This window comes from Kitasatospora sp. NPDC058965 (assembly GCF_042741245.1).
In the GTDB taxonomy this organism is placed as follows: Bacteria; Actinomycetota; Actinomycetes; order Streptomycetales; family Streptomycetaceae; genus Kitasatospora.
On sequence record NZ_JBHYKG010000031.1, the window covers coordinates 1 to 14,262 of the forward strand.

General features: G+C 71.0%; 12 protein-coding genes. All 12 read left to right on the forward strand.

Annotated features, from left to right (window positions below):
- Nucleotides 1-882: molybdopterin-dependent oxidoreductase (locus ACFW1A_RS08130; protein ID WP_380406124.1), on the forward strand; the 882-nt coding region annotated here is incomplete at its 5' end.
- The gene (gene nuoH, locus ACFW1A_RS08135) at nucleotides 882-2,267 is read left to right on the forward strand and encodes an NADH-quinone oxidoreductase subunit NuoH (protein WP_380406127.1); all 1,386 of its coding nucleotides are present in this window, start codon (nucleotides 882-884) and stop codon (nucleotides 2,265-2,267) included. The genes ACFW1A_RS08130 and nuoH, both read left to right, overlap by 1 nt.
- Before the next feature lie 6 nt (nucleotides 2,268-2,273).
- A complete protein-coding gene (nuoI, locus tag ACFW1A_RS08140) occupies nucleotides 2,274-2,849 on the forward strand; it encodes an NADH-quinone oxidoreductase subunit NuoI (protein WP_380406130.1) in 576 nt (191 codons plus the stop codon).
- Nucleotides 2,846-3,712 carry an NADH-quinone oxidoreductase subunit J gene (locus ACFW1A_RS08145; protein ID WP_380406133.1) on the forward strand — a complete coding sequence of 289 codons (867 nt, stop codon included), beginning with the start codon at nucleotides 2,846-2,848 and terminating at the stop codon, nucleotides 3,710-3,712. The genes nuoI and ACFW1A_RS08145 overlap by 4 nt, the downstream gene beginning before the upstream one ends.
- The gene (nuoK, locus tag ACFW1A_RS08150; RefSeq protein WP_043915678.1) at nucleotides 3,709-4,008 is read left to right on the forward strand and encodes an NADH-quinone oxidoreductase subunit NuoK; all 300 of its coding nucleotides are present in this window, start codon (nucleotides 3,709-3,711) and stop codon (nucleotides 4,006-4,008) included. The genes ACFW1A_RS08145 and nuoK overlap by 4 nt, the downstream gene beginning before the upstream one ends.
- An 8-nt stretch (nucleotides 4,009-4,016) precedes the next feature.
- Nucleotides 4,017-5,912: an NADH-quinone oxidoreductase subunit L gene (gene nuoL / locus ACFW1A_RS08155; RefSeq protein WP_380406137.1), complete on the forward strand. Its 1,896-nt coding sequence runs from the start codon at nucleotides 4,017-4,019 to the stop codon at nucleotides 5,910-5,912.
- 31 nt (nucleotides 5,913-5,943) lie between these two features.
- Nucleotides 5,944-7,575, forward strand: a complete 1,632-nt coding sequence (locus tag ACFW1A_RS08160) for an NADH-quinone oxidoreductase subunit M (RefSeq protein WP_380406140.1) — start codon at nucleotides 5,944-5,946, stop codon at nucleotides 7,573-7,575.
- A 20-nt stretch (nucleotides 7,576-7,595) separates the two neighbouring features.
- Nucleotides 7,596-9,218, forward strand: a complete 1,623-nt coding sequence (gene nuoN / locus ACFW1A_RS08165) for an NADH-quinone oxidoreductase subunit NuoN (protein WP_380406236.1) — start codon at nucleotides 7,596-7,598, stop codon at nucleotides 9,216-9,218.
- A 163-nt stretch (nucleotides 9,219-9,381) separates the two neighbouring features.
- Nucleotides 9,382-10,389: a polyprenyl synthetase family protein gene (locus tag ACFW1A_RS08170; RefSeq protein ID WP_380406143.1), complete on the forward strand. Its 1,008-nt coding sequence runs from the start codon at nucleotides 9,382-9,384 to the stop codon at nucleotides 10,387-10,389.
- 34 nt (nucleotides 10,390-10,423) lie between these two features.
- The gene (locus ACFW1A_RS08175) at nucleotides 10,424-11,083 is read left to right on the forward strand and encodes a LuxR C-terminal-related transcriptional regulator (RefSeq protein ID WP_380406239.1); all 660 of its coding nucleotides are present in this window, start codon (nucleotides 10,424-10,426) and stop codon (nucleotides 11,081-11,083) included.
- 188 nt (nucleotides 11,084-11,271) lie between these two features.
- Nucleotides 11,272-13,176: a 2-oxoacid:acceptor oxidoreductase subunit alpha gene (locus ACFW1A_RS08180; protein ID WP_380406242.1), complete on the forward strand. Its 1,905-nt coding sequence runs from the start codon at nucleotides 11,272-11,274 to the stop codon at nucleotides 13,174-13,176.
- Nucleotides 13,176-14,219 carry a 2-oxoacid:ferredoxin oxidoreductase subunit beta gene (locus ACFW1A_RS08185; RefSeq protein ID WP_380406146.1) on the forward strand — a complete coding sequence of 348 codons (1,044 nt, stop codon included), beginning with the start codon at nucleotides 13,176-13,178 and terminating at the stop codon, nucleotides 14,217-14,219. Before ACFW1A_RS08180 ends, ACFW1A_RS08185 begins: the two co-directional genes overlap by 1 nt.
- Nucleotides 14,220-14,262: the final 43 nt, after the last annotated feature.

The following is a 14,262-nucleotide window of genomic DNA, read 5'->3' on the forward strand; positions in this document are numbered from 1 at the left end:
CTGCCGGGCCTGCTGCCCGGCGGGCGCCCGGTCACCGTGCCGGCCGCCCGGGCCGAGGCGGCCGCCGCCTGGGGCGTCGCCGACCTCCCGGCCCGGCTCGGCCGCGACACCGGCCAGATCCTGGCCGCCGCCGCGGCCGGCGACCTGGACGCGCTGGTGATCGGCGGCCTCGACCCGGACGACCTGGCGGACCCGCAGCTGGCCGACGAGGCGCTGGCCCGGGCGGGCTTCGTGGTCGCGCTGGAGCTGCGGCCCACCGCCGTCACCGAGCAGGCCGACGTGGTGCTGCCGGTGGCCGCGGTGGCCGAGAAGGCCGGCACCTTCCTGGACTGGGAGGGCCGGGTGCGGCTGTTCGAGGCCGCGCTGAAGCCGGACCAGATGATGGGCCGTCACCTCTCCGGCGACCTGCGGGTGCTGGACATGCTGTCCGAGGCGCTCGGTCGCGGCATCGGGCTGCCGGACGTCACCGCCGCCCGCCGCGAGCTGAACGCCTTCACCCCGTGGGACGGCGACCGCCCGGCGGCCCCCGCCGGTCACCCCGCCCCGCTGCCACGCCCGGCCAACGGGCAGGCAGTGCTGGCGGGTTGGCGGCAGCTGCTGGACCGCGGCACGCTGCAGCAGGGCGACGAGCACCTGGCCGGCACCCGGCACCCGGCGGTGGCCCGGCTCTCGCCGACCACGGCCGCCGAGATCGGCGCCGCGGACCGGCTGCGGGTCTCCGGTCCGGCCGGCTCGCTGGTGCTGCCGCTGCAGATCCACCCCGAGCTGCCCGACCGCACCGTCTGGCTGCCGGTCAACTCGACCGAGGGCGGTATCCACCGCCGGCTCGGCACCACGGTCGGTCACCTGGTGACCATCGCCCCCGCGGGGGAGGAGGAGTGATGGGATACGTCGCTGACGTGCCGATCGCCGCCGCCTACGAGACGCTCGGCTACTTCGGCCGCGACCCGTGGTGGCTGGTGCTGCTGAAGGCGGTGTTCTGCTTCGCCTTCCTGGTCGGCACGGTGCTGATCGCGATCGTCTGGGAGCGCAAGGTCGTCGCCTGGATGCAGCTGCGGATCGGCCCCAACCGGCACGGCCCCTGGGGTCTGCTGCAGTCGCTGGCCGACGGCGTGAAGCTGGCGCTCAAGGAAGACCTGGTGGTCGCCAAGGCCGACAAGGTGGTCTTCGTGCTGGCGCCGGTGGTCGCCGCGATCCCGGCCTTCATGTCCTTCGCGGTGATCCCGTTCGGCCCGGCCGACAACGAGATCTCCATCTTCGGCACCCGGACCCCGATGCAGCTGACCGACCTGCCGGTGGCGCTGCTCTTCATCCTGGCCACCGCCTCGGTCGGGATCTACGGCATCGTGCTGGCGGGCTGGTCCTCCGGCTCGACCTACCCGCTGCTCGGCGGCCTGCGCTCCTCGGCGCAGATGATCTCCTACGAGATCGCGATGGGCCTGTCGTTCGCCGCGGTGTTCATCTACTCCGGCTCGATGTCCACCTCGCAGATCGTCGAGAAGCAGCAGCCGACCTGGTTCGCGGTGCTGCTGCCGGTCTCCTTCATCGTCTACATCATCGCGATGGTGGGCGAGACCAACCGGGCGCCGTTCGACCTCCCCGAGGCCGAGGGCGAGCTGGTCGGCGGCTTCAACACCGAGTACAGCTCGTTGAAGTTCGCGATGTTCATGCTGGCCGAGTACGTCAACATGGTCACCGTCTCGGCGGTCGCCGCCACCCTCTTCCTGGGCGGCTGGCGGGCCCCGTGGCCGATCTCCACCTTCTGGGCCGGCGCCAACCACGGCTGGTGGCCGATGCTCTGGATCGTCCTCAAGATCCAGCTGCTGCTCTTCTTCTTCATCTGGCTGCGCGGCACGCTGCCCCGGCTGCGCTACGACCAGTTCATGAAGCTCGGGTGGAAGGTGCTGATCCCGGTCTCGCTGGTCTGGCTGGTGATGGTGGCCAGCGTCCGGGCACTGCGCAACCAGGGCTACGGCTTCGGCGACGTGGTGCTGTACGTGGGAGCGCCGGTCTGTGCGCTGCTGCTGCTCTCGCTGGTCTGGGACGTGCTGCGCAAGAAGGAGCCGGGGAAGGCGGAGCAGGGGCTCCGGACACCCTCGGCGACCGCCGAGTTCGACCCGATGGCGGACGGGTACCCCGTCCCGCCGCTGCCCGGCCAGCACCTGCCGCCGGTGCCCCGCCGGCGCAGCCGGGTGCCGCGGATCCAGCCGCCGGCCGACGACCTGCAGGATGCGCTCAACGGCGCCAACCAGTCCGAAGGGAGCTGAACCGGGATGCCCACCTCCGACGACAAGCCGTCGATGCTGGGACCGGCCGCGGGCTTCGCCGTGACCTTCAAGGCCATGTTCAAGAAGCGGCTGACCGAGCAGTACCCCGAGCAGAAGAAGCCCACCGCGCCCCGGTTCCACGGACGCCACCAGCTGAACCGGCACCCGGACGGGCTGGAGAAGTGCGTCGGCTGCGAGCTGTGCGCCTGGGCCTGCCCGGCGGACGCGATCTACGTGGAAGGCGCCGACAACACCGAGGAGGAGCGTTACTCCCCGGGCGAGCGGTACGGCGCGGTCTACCAGATCAACTACGCCCGCTGCATCCTGTGCGGCCTGTGCATCGAGGCCTGCCCGACCCGCGCGCTCACCATGACCAACGAGTACGAGCTGGCCGACTCCTCGCGCAAGGACCTGATCTTCACCAAGGAGCAGCTGCTGGCCGGCCTCACCGAGGGCATGGTGGCGCCGCCGCACGCGATGCCCCCCGGCACCGACGAGGGCGCCTACTACCGCGGCGAGGTCACCGAGGCCGCGCCCGGCACGGTCACCCAGCCGCAGCACGAGAGCGAGGTGACCTCATGACCTCCACCGGCGAGGCGGTCCAGTTCTGGGTGCTCGCGGTGATCGCCGTGGGCGGCGCGCTGGGCATGCTGCTGCTGCGCAAGGCGGTGCACAGCGCGCTCTGCCTGGCCGCCACCATGCTGGCGCTGGCGGTCTGCTACCTGGCCCAGGGCGCGGTCTTCCTGGGCGTGGTGCAGATCGTGGTCTACACCGGCGCGATCATGATGCTCTTCCTCTTCGTGGTGATGCTGGTCGGCGTCTCCAGTGCCGACTCGGTCAAGGAGCAGCTCAAGGGCCAGCGGGTGGCCGCGGTGCTCTGCGGCCTCGGCTTCGGGGTGCTGCTGATCGCCGGCATCGCCAACGCCAAGCTGGGCCACTTCACCGGCCTGGCCGAGGCCAACGCCGAGGGCAACGTGCAGGGCCTGGCCCGGCTGATCTTCACCAAGTACGTCTGGGCGTTCGAGGTCACCGGTGCGCTGCTGATCACCGCCGCGATCGGCGCGATGGTGCTGACCCACCGCGAGCACGTGCAGGCCCCGAGCACCCAGCGCGAGCTGGCCGCCCGGCGGATCCGGGACAACGTGCAGGTCCCGCCGCTGCCGGCGCCCGGTGTCTACGCCCGGCACAACGCGGTGGACATCGCCGCCCTGCTGCCGGACGGCACCATCAGCGAGGACTCGGTGATGAGCACGCTGCGCGAGCGCGGCCAGGTCCGCGACGTCAGCCGGGCCATGCTGGAGCGGATGGCGGAGCTGGAGAACAGCACCGCCGAGTGGCTCGGCCGCCCCTCCTCCGAGCGGCCCGCGCCGCCGCAGCAGCGGGGCGCGCTGGAGACCGTGCCGGGTGAGCAGACACACCGTCAGAACCCGGAGGAGGCAGAGTGAATCCGGTCAACTACCTCTACCTGGCCGCCCTGCTGTTCACCATCGGGGCCTCCGGGGTGCTGATCCGGCGCAACGCCATCGTGCTCTTCATGTGCGTGGAGCTGATGCTGAACGCCTCCAACCTGGCGCTGGTCACCTTCTCCCGGCTGCACGGCAACCTGGACGGCCAGATCCTGGCCTTCTTCACCATGGTGGTCGCCGCGGCCGAGGTGGTGGTGGGCCTGGCCATCATCGTGAGCATCTTCCGGACCAGGCACTCGGCTTCGGTCGACGACAGCAACCTGATGAAGCTGTAGGGGCCCAGGTGAACTCTCTCATCCCGCTGCTAGTCGCGGCGCCGCTGGCCGGTGCTGCCCTGCTGCTGCTCGGCGGGCGGGCGCTCGACAAGTTCGGCCACTGGCTGGGCACGCTCGCCGCCGCGCTCTCCTTCGCCTTCGGGCTCGTCCTCTTCTTCGACATGCTGGGCCGCTCGGCCGATCAACGGGCCGTCACCACCAAGCTGTTCAGCTGGATCCCGGTGGCCGGCTTCCAGGCCGACGTGGCCTTCCAGCTGGACCAGCTGTCGATCACCTTCGTCCTGCTGATCACCGGCGTCGGCACCCTGATCCACCTCTACTCGGTGGGTTACATGGCGCACGACGAGCGCCGCCGCCGGTTCTTCGGCTACCTCAACCTGTTCCTGGCCGCCATGCTGATCCTGGTGCTGGCGAACAACTACCTTCTGCTGTACGTCGGTTGGGAGGGCGTGGGCCTCGCCTCGTACCTGCTGATCGGGTTCTGGCAGCACAAGCCGAGCGCGGCCACCGCGGCCAAGAAGGCCTTCCTGGTCAACCGGGTCGGCGACGTGGGCCTGTCGATCGCGATCATGCTGATGTTCACCCAGTTCGGCGACTTCTCGTTCTCCGGGGTGTTCGCCACGGCGCACCAGGCGAGCGAGGGCAAGCTCACCGCGATCGCGCTGATGCTGCTGCTGGCGGCCTGCGGCAAGTCGGCCCAGGTGCCGCTGCAGAGCTGGCTCGGCGACGCGATGGAGGGCCCGACCCCGGTCTCCGCGCTGATCCACGCGGCCACCATGGTGACCGCCGGCGTCTACCTGATCACCCGCTCGAACGTGATCTTCAACCTGGCGCCGGACGCGCAGACCGCGGTGGTCTGCGTGGGTGCGGTCACCCTGCTCTTCGGTGCGGTCGTCGGTTGCGCCAAGGACGACATCAAGAAGGCGCTGGCCGGCTCGACCATGTCGCAGATCGGCTACATGGTGCTGGCCGCGGGCCTGGGCCCGATCGGCTACGTCTTCGCGATCATGCACCTGGTGACCCACGGCTTCTTCAAGGCCGGGCTCTTCCTCGGCGCCGGGTCGGTCATGCACGGCATGAACGACGAGGTGAACATGCGTCACTACGGCGGCCTGCGCAAGTACATGCCGATCACCTTCGTCACCTTCGGGCTCGGCTACCTGGCGATCATCGGCTTCCCGGGGCTGTCCGGGTTCTTCTCCAAGGACAAGATCATCGAGGCGGCCTTCGCCAAGGGCGGCTCCGAGGGCTGGATCCTCGGCCTGGTCACCCTGGTCGGCGCCGCGGTCACCGCGTTCTACATGACCCGGGTGATGCTGCTGACCTTCTTCGGCGAGAAGCGCTGGCAGCCGGACGCGCAGGGCCACGACCCGCACCCGCACGAGTCGCCCAAGTCGATGACGCTGCCGATGATCCTGCTGGCCTTCGGCTCGGTCTTCGCCGGTGGGCTGTTCAGCCTGAACAGCTCCTTCCTGCACTGGCTGGAGCCGGTCACCGGGCACAGCGAGGGCCACTCGCCGCTGCCGACCGGCGTGATCACCGGGCTGACCATGGCCTGCATGCTCGCCGGGGTCGCGGTCTCCTACCTGATGTACGGGCGCGGCGAGGTGCCGGTCACCCCGCCGATCGGCTCGCCGCTCACCCGGGCGGCCCGCCGCGACCTGCTGCAGGACGACTTCAACCACGCCGTGCTGGTCCGCCCCGGATCCGCGCTGACGGCGGCGCTGGTCTACTTCGACATCAAGGGCGTGGACGGCTTCGTCAACGGGCTGGCCGCCACCATCGGGGGCGTCTCCGGCCGGCTGCGGCGGCTGCAGAACGGCTACGTCCGCTCCTACGCCCTCTCCATGTTCGGCGGCACGCTGGTGCTGGTCGCCACCACTCTCCTGATGAGGTCGGCATGAACACTCCGATGGACTGTCAGGGGGTTGACCGATGAGTGCCTTGCTCACCGTCACCTGCGCCGTCCCGGCGGCCGGGGCGGTCCTGACCGCCGCGCTGCCCGCCGGGTCGAGCCAGGCCCGGCGGCGCACCACCAAGGCCGTGGCGCTGGCCGTCTCGGCCGCCACCCTGGCGCTGGCCGGCGTGGTCGCCGCGCAGTTCAGGAGCGGCGGCCCGCGCTACCAGCTGACCGAGCACCACAGCTGGATCCGCTCCTTCGGGATCAGCTTCTCGCTGGGGGTGGACGGCATCGGCGCGGTGCTGGTGCTGCTCACCGCGGTGCTGGTGCCGCTGGTGATGCTGGCCTCCTGGCACGACCCGGACCCGGCACCCACCCCCGAGGGGGCGGTCGAGGCCCAGACGTTCGAGCGCAAGCGCCGGACCCAGGGCTTCTTCGCGCTGATCCTGGCCGTCGAGGCGATGGTGATCCTCTCCTTCCTGGCCACCGACGTCTTCCTGTTCTACGTCTTCTTCGAAGCCATGCTGATCCCGATGTACTTCCTGATCGGCGGCTTCGGCGACCGGGCGGGCGGGCCGGACTCGGCCAAGCAGCGCTCCTACGCGGCCGTGAAGTTCCTGCTCTACAACCTGCTCGGCGGCCTGGTGATGCTGGCGGCCGTGATCGGGCTGTACGTGGTCGCGCAGGACCAGGGCTTCGGCACCTTCGACCTGCAGACCCTGACCGGGGCGATCGCCGACGGCAAGCTGGTGATCAACACCAACGCCGAGCGGGCGCTCTTCCTCGGCTTCTTCTTCGCCTTCGCGGTGAAGGCCCCGCTCTGGCCGCTGCACACCTGGCTGCCGAACGCGATGGGCGAGTCGACCCCGGGCACCGCGGTGCTGATCACCGCGGTGGTCGACAAGGTCGGCACCTTCGCGATGCTCCGCTTCTGCCTGGGCCTGTTCCCGAACGCCTCGCGGTTCTTCGCCCCGGCGATCCTGGTGCTCGCGGTGATCGGGATCCTCTACGGCGCGCTGCTGGCGGTGGGTCAGAAGGACATCAAGCGGCTGGTGGCCTACGCCTCCATCTCGCACTTCGGCTTCATCATCATGGGCATCTTCGCGATGACCAGCCAGGGCCAGAGCGGCGCCACGCTCTACATGGTCAACCACGGCATCTCCACGGCGCTGCTGATGCTGGTCGCCGGCTTCCTGATCTCGCGGCGCGGCTCGCGGCTGATCGCCGACTTCGGCGGCGTGCAGAAGGTGGCCCCGGTGCTGGCCGGCACCTTCCTGGTCGGTGGCCTGGCCACCCTCTCGCTGCCCGGCCTGGCCCCGTTCGTCAGCGAGTTCCTGGTGCTGGTCGGGACCTTCACCCGGTACCCGGCGCTGGGCATCGTGGCCACCCTGGGCATCGTGCTGGCCGCGCTCTACGTGCTGGTGCTCTACCAGCGCACCATGACCGGGCCGGTCAAGCCGCAGGTGGCCGGCATGGCCGACCTGAAGGCGCGCGAGCTGCTGGTGGCCGCGCCGCTGATCGCGCTGACCATCGTGCTCGGCGTCTACCCCAAGCCGCTCACCGACCTGGTCAACCCGGCGGTGGCCGACACCCTCTCCCAGGTCCACAGGACCGACCCGGCCCCCGCCCACCCGGTGGCCGGCACCGCCGGAGGTGAGACCAAGTGAGCAATGTCCACAGCCTGTGGATGGCCGCCGCCGGTGGCGGCACGGCGAGCATTCCGGCGCCGCAGATCGAGTACGGCCAGCTCTCGCCGATGCTGATCGTCTTCGGCGCCGCCGTGGTCGGCATCCTGGCCGAGGCCTTCCTGCCCCGCCGGATGCGCTGGACCGCCCAGGTGGTGGTGGCGCTGGCCGGCCTGGCGGCGGCCTTCACCGCGGTGCTGGTGCTGGCCGGCAACGGCTACGGCACCACCAAGAGCGGCCTGATCGCGATGGGCGCGGTGGCGCTGGACGGCCCCGCGCTCTTCCTGCAGGGCGTGATCCTGCTGGCCGGCGTGCTGGCCGTGCTGCTCTACGCCGAGCGGCGGCTGGACCCGCGGCCCGAGGGCGTGCCGGTGGACGCCTTCACCGCCCAGGGCGGCGCCACCCCCGGCGGCGACCAGGAGCGGCAGGCCACCCGGGCGGGCTTCGCCTCCACCGAGGTCTACCCGCTGACCATGTTCGCGATCGGCGGCATGCTGCTCTTCCCGGCCGCCAACGACCTGCTGACCATGTTCGTGGCGCTGGAGGTCTTCTCGCTGCCGCTCTACCTGCTCTGCGCGCTGGCCCGGCGGCGCCGGCTGCTCTCCCAGGAGGCGGCGGTCAAGTACTTCCTGCTCGGCTCGTTCGCCTCGGCGTTCTTCCTGTTCGGCAGTGCGCTGCTGTACGGGTACGCGGGCACCTTCCGGCTGCCGGAGATCCACGACGTGATCGCCGGCACCGCGCCGGCCACCCCGGCACTGGCCAGCAGCACCCAGAACGACATGCTGCTGCTGATCGGCCTGGCGCTGCTCGCGGTCGGCCTGCTCTTCAAGGTCGGCGCCGTGCCGTTCCACGCCTGGACCCCGGACGTCTACCAGGGCGCCCCGACCCCGGTCACCGGCTTCATGGCCGCCGCCACCAAGGTGGCCGCCTTCGGTGCGCTGCTGCGCCTGTTCTACGTGGCCTTCCCGGGCCTGCGCTGGGACTGGCGGCCGGTGATGTGGGCCGTGGCGATCCTCACCATGGTGGTCGGCGCGATCCTGGCCGTCACCCAGCAGGACGTGAAGCGCCTCCTGGCCTACTCCTCGATCGCGCACGCCGGCTTCATCCTGACCGGTGTGATCGCCAGCAACCGGCAGGGCCTGGGCGCGGTGCTCTTCTACCTGCTGGCCTACTCCGTCGTCACCCTCGGCGCCTTCGGCGTGGTCACCCTGGTGCGCGACTCCAAGGGCGAGGCCACCCACCTGTCCAGCTGGGCCGGCCTGGGGCGGCGCTCGCCGCTGCTGGCCGCGGTCTTCGCGCTCTTCCTGCTCTCCTTCGCGGGGATCCCGCTGACCGCCGGCTTCACCGGGAAGTTCGCGGTGTTCCAGGCCGCGGCGGCGGGCGGCGCCACCCCGCTGGTGATCGTCGGTGTGCTGAGCTCGGCGGTGGCCGCGTTCTTCTACATCCGGGTGATCGTGCTGATGTTCTTCTCCGACCCGCAGCCGAACGGGCCGGCGGTGGCGATCCCCAGCGCCTTCACCTCGACCGCGATCACCCTGGGCGTGATCGCCACCATCGGCCTGGGGGTGCTGCCGCAGTACTTCCTGGACCTGGCGGGCAAGGCGGCGATGTTCGGCGGCCACTGACCCCGCACCGAACCGGCCGGGTCCGAGGGCATTGCCTTCGGACCCGGCACGCTGTTACCGCACGCCCGTACAGTGATCCACTCGTGACCCGATACGCTGCTGGGGATGGGCGGCCGCAACAGGGACCGGACCGCATGATCGACCGGCGACAGGAGTGGTCTTCGTGACCGTCGTGGGACCCTTTGGGCTGAGCGTGCAGGACCGCGACCTGACCCGTGACGTCCAGACCGGCATGGACGCCGTCGAGGCGGCCCTCGCCGAGGCCGTGAAGAGCGAGATCCCGTTCATCACCATCACCGCCAGCCACCTGCTGGAGGCCGGCGGCAAGCGGTTCCGCCCGCTGCTGGTGATGCTGGCCGCGCAGTTCGGCGACCCGACCGCGCCCGGCGTGGTGCCGGCCGCCGTGGTGGTCGAGCTGACCCACCTGGCCACGCTGTACCACGACGACGTGATGGACGAGGCCCCGGTGCGGCGCGGGGTGGCCACCGCCAACACCCGCTGGGACAACTCGGTGGCGATCCTCACCGGCGACTTCCTCTTCTCCCGCGCCTCCCAGGTGCTGGCCGACCTCGGTCCGGAGGCGGTGCGGATCCAGGCCGACGCCTTCGAGCGGCTGGTCACCGGCCAGATCCTGGAGACCGCCGGCCCCGGCGCCGGCGACCCGCTGACCCACTACCTGGACGTGCTGTCCGGCAAGACCGGCGCGCTGGTCGCCGTCTCCTGCCGGTTCGGCGCGCTGATGTCCGGGGCCGAGCCCTGGGCGGTGGACATCCTCACCGAGTACGGCGAGAAGATGGGCCTGGCCTTCCAGCTCGCCGACGACGTGCTGGACATCGCCAGCGACTCGCACGAGTCCGGCAAGACCCCCGGCACCGACCTGCGCGAGGGCGTGCCGACGCTGCCGGTGCTGCTGCTGCGCTCGATGCCGGTGGACCCGGCCGATCCGGAGGACGTCCGGCTGCGCGAGCTGCTCTCGCAGGACCTGACGGACGATCAGCGGCACGCCGAGGCGCTGCGCCTGCTGCGCCGTCACCCCGCGCTGGAGCGGGCCCGCCGGGAGACGCTGCGCTACGCCGAGGAGGCGCGCGCGCTGCTCGCCCCGCTGCCGGACTGCCCGGCCAAGGCCGCCCTGCAGGGGCTCTGCGACGCGGTCGCGATCCGTACGATGTGACGGACCGTTTCGACTGGGGGAAGGCCGTCACATGCTGCGCGTCGTCATTGCCGAGGACAACGTCCTGCTCCGGGAGGGCCTGAACCGGCTGCTCACCGACCGCGGCATGGAGGTGGTGGCCGGCGTCGGCGACGGGGAGGCCCTGCTCAAGGCGGTGCACGACCTGGCCGCGGCCGACGCGCTGCCGGACGTGGTGGTGGCCGACGTGCGGATGCCCCCCACCCACACCGACGAGGGCGTGCGGGCCTGCGTGGCGCTGCGCGGCCTCTACCCGGGCCTCGGGGTGCTGGTGCTCTCCCAGTACGTGGAGCAGCAGTACGCCGCCGAACTGCTGGCCGGCTCCACCCGGGGGATCGGCTACCTGCTCAAGGACCGGGTGGCGGAGGTGCGCGAGTTCACCGACGCGGTCACCCGGGTGGCGGCGGGCGGCACCGCGCTGGACCCCGAGGTGGTGCAGCAGCTGCTCAGCCGCAGCCGGCGCGGCGACGTGCTGAGCGGCCTGACCCCGCGCGAGCGCGAGGTGCTCTCGCTGATGGCCGAGGGGCGGACCAACGCGGCGGTCGCCAAGCAGCTGGTGGTCTCCGACGGGGCGGTGGAGAAGCACGTCTCGAACATCTTCGCCAAGCTCGGCCTCGGCCAGAGCCAGGAGGACCACCGCCGGGTGCTCGCGGTGCTCACCTACCTCAACTCCTGACACCCACTTGGCGCAGCCGCGGAAATAGCCCGGGACGACTTATTGCTTTAGCTAAGGCCAAGGGATTCCTAACCCGCATAGGATGCGATCGGTGCACCAGACGGACGGAGCACACGGCTCACGCCCGCGGCTGGTGGTCCTGAGGGAGGTCCGCGGCAGTGACCAGCGAGGTCGACCAGGCAGAGGCAGTGAGCGGGAGCCCGGGCGGGCGACCGGTTCCGGGAGCACCGCGCCGGGCCAAGCCGATCCGGCGGTTGGATCGAGTGATCATCCGGTTCGCGGGGGACTCGGGTGACGGCATGCAGCTCACCGGGGACCGCTTCACTTCGGAGACGGCGTCCTTCGGCAACGACCTGTCCACCCTGCCGAACTTCCCCGCCGAGATCAGGGCGCCCCAGGGGACCCTGCCGGGCGTGTCCAGTTTCCAGCTGCACTTCGCGGACCACGACATCCTGACCCCGGGCGACGCGCCGAACGTCCTGGTGGCGATGAACCCGGCCGCCCTCAAGGCCAACCTGGCCGACCTGCCGCGCGGCGCCGAGATCATCGTGAACACCGACGAGTTCACCAAGCGGGCGCTGGCCAAGGTCGGCTACGCGGCGGACCCGCTGGAGGACGGCTCGCTCAGCGCGTTCCACCTGCACAAGGTGCCGCTGACCACGATGACGCTGGAGGCGCTCAAGGACAGCGGGCTGCTGCGCAAGGACGCCGAACGGGCGAAGAACATGTTCGCGCTGGGCCTGCTGTCCTGGATGTACCACCGGCCGACCCAGGGCACGGAATCGTTCCTGCGCACCAAGTTCGCCAAGAAGCCGGCCATCGCCGAGGCCAACATCCTCGCCTTCCGGGCGGGTTGGAACTTCGGCGAGACCACCGAGGACTTCGCGGTCTCCTACGAGGTGCCGCCGGCCAAGCTGCCGGCCGGGCGCTACCGCAACATCTCCGGCAACCTGGCGCTCTCCTACGGCCTGGTCGCGGCCGGGCAGCGGTCGGGCCTGCCGCTCTTCCTGGGGTCGTACCCGATCACCCCGGCCTCGGACATCCTGCACGAGCTGTCCAAGCACAAGAACTTCGGCGTGCGGACCTTCCAGGCCGAGGACGAGATCGCCGGCATCGGCGCGGCGCTGGGCGCCGCGTTCGGCGGCGCGCTGGGCGTGACCACCACCTCGGGCCCGGGCGTGGCGCTGAAGTCGGAGACCATCGGCCTGGCCGTCTCGCTCGAACTGCCGCTGCTGGTGATCGACATCCAGCGCGGCGGTCCGTCCACCGGGCTGCCGACCAAGACCGAGCAGGCCGACCTGCTGCAGGCGATGTTCGGGCGCAACGGCGAGGCGCCGGTGCCGGTGGTGGCCCCGGCCACCCCGGCCGAGTGCTTCACGGCGGCGCTGGAGGCGGCCCGGATCGCGGTCACCTACCGCACCCCGGTCTTCCTGCTCTCGGACGGCTACCTGGCCAACGGCTCGGAGCCGTGGCGGATCCCCGAGGTCGACGAACTCCCCGTGATCGAGCCCGGCTTCGCCACCGGCCCGAACACCGAGGAGGGTGAGTTCTGGCCGTACAAGCGCGATCCGCACACGCTGGCCCGCCCGTGGGCGGTGCCCGGCACCCCGGGGCTGGAGCACCGGATCGGCGGCATCGAGAAGCAGGACGGCACCGGCAACATCTCCTACGACCCGGCCAACCACGACCTGATGGTGCGCACCCGGCAGGCCAAGGTGGACGGCATCGAGGTGCCGCCGATCGAGGTGGACGACCCGGACGGGCAGGCCCGGGTGCTGGTGATCGGCTGGGGCTCGACCTACGGCCCGATCACCGCCGCGGTGCGCCGGCTGCGCGCCGACGGTGCGAGCATCGCCCAGGCGCACCTGCGCCACCTCAACCCCTTCCCGGCCAACCTGGGCCAGGTGCTCGGGAGTTACGAGAAGGTCATCGTGCCCGAGATGAACCTCGGCCAGCTCGCCATGCTGCTGCGGGCGAAGTACCTGGTGGACGCGCAGTCCTACAACCAAGTGCGCGGGCTGCCCTTCAAGGCGGCCCAGCTGGCGGACGTGTTGTGGGCGGCGATCGGCACGCTGGACGGGAGTGAGGACTGATGGCTGAGTTGCGTTCGTTGCAGTTGGTCCCCAAGGCCGAGGCGCTGCAGACCGCGAAGGAGTTCAAGAGCGACCAGGAGGTGCGCTGGTGCCCCGGGTGCGGGGACTACGTGATCCTGGGCGCCGTGCAGGCCTTCATGCCGGAGCTGGGGATCAAGCGGGAGAACACCGTCTTCGTCTCCGGGATCGGCTGCTCGTCCCGGTTCCCGTACTACATGAACACCTACGGGGTGCACTCGATCCACGGCCGTGCCCCGGCGATCGCGACCGGCCTGGCCACCTCGCGGCGCGACCTGAGCGTCTGGGTGGTCACCGGCGACGGCGACGCGCTCTCGATCGGCGGCAACCACCTGATCCACGCGCTGCGCCGCAACGTCAACCTGAAGATCCTGCTCTTCAACAACCGGATCTACGGCCTGACGAAGGGTCAGTACTCGCCGACCTCGGAGCAGGGCAAGATCACCAAGTCCACCCCGATGGGCTCGCTGGACGCGCCGTTCAACCCGGTCTCGCTGGCGCTGGGGGCGGAGGCCACCTTCGTGGCCCGGGCGATCGACTCCGACCGGCCCGGGCTGATGTCGGTGCTGCGGGCCGCCGCCGAGCACGAGGGCACGGCGCTGGTGGAGATCTACCAGAACTGCCCGATCTTCAACGACGGCGCGTTCCAGGTGCTCAAGGACCCGGGCACCGCGGACCAGGCGGTGATCCGGTTGGTGCAGGGCGAGCCGATCACCTTCGCCGACCAGGGCGTCTTCCGCGACGAGGCCACCGGCGAGCTGGTGGTGCGCGAGGTGACCGAGGCGAACCGGGCCAAGGTGGTGGTGCACGACGCGCACGCGGCCAGCCCCGTGACCGCCTTCGCGCTCTCCCGGCTGGCCGGCAACGACGCGCTGCACCACACCCCGGTGGGCGTCTTCCGGGACGTCGAGCGGCCGGTGTACGACACCCAGATGGCCGACCAGTTGGACGAGGCGGTGGCCCAGAAGGGGGCCGGCGACCTGGCGAAGCTGCTGGCCGGCCCGGACACCTGGACCGTCGCCTGAGCCTCCCGCTGACGCCCCGGACTCCCGCGCGGAGTCCGGGGCG

Excerpts from the sequence above, each read along its gene's own strand:
- nuoH (WP_380406127.1), top strand. The coding sequence starts at position 882 with ATGGGATACGTCGCTGACGTGCCGATCGCCGCCGCCTACGAGACGCTC.
- nuoI (WP_380406130.1), top strand. The coding sequence starts at position 2,274 with ATGCCCACCTCCGACGACAAGCCGTCGATGCTGGGACCGGCCGCGGGC.
- ACFW1A_RS08145 (WP_380406133.1), top strand. The coding sequence starts at position 2,846 with ATGACCTCCACCGGCGAGGCGGTCCAGTTCTGGGTGCTCGCGGTGATC.
- ACFW1A_RS08160 (WP_380406140.1), top strand. The coding sequence starts at position 5,944 with ATGAGTGCCTTGCTCACCGTCACCTGCGCCGTCCCGGCGGCCGGGGCG.
- nuoN (WP_380406236.1), top strand. The coding sequence starts at position 7,596 with ATGGCCGCCGCCGGTGGCGGCACGGCGAGCATTCCGGCGCCGCAGATC.
- ACFW1A_RS08185 (WP_380406146.1), top strand. The coding sequence starts at position 13,176 with ATGGCTGAGTTGCGTTCGTTGCAGTTGGTCCCCAAGGCCGAGGCGCTG.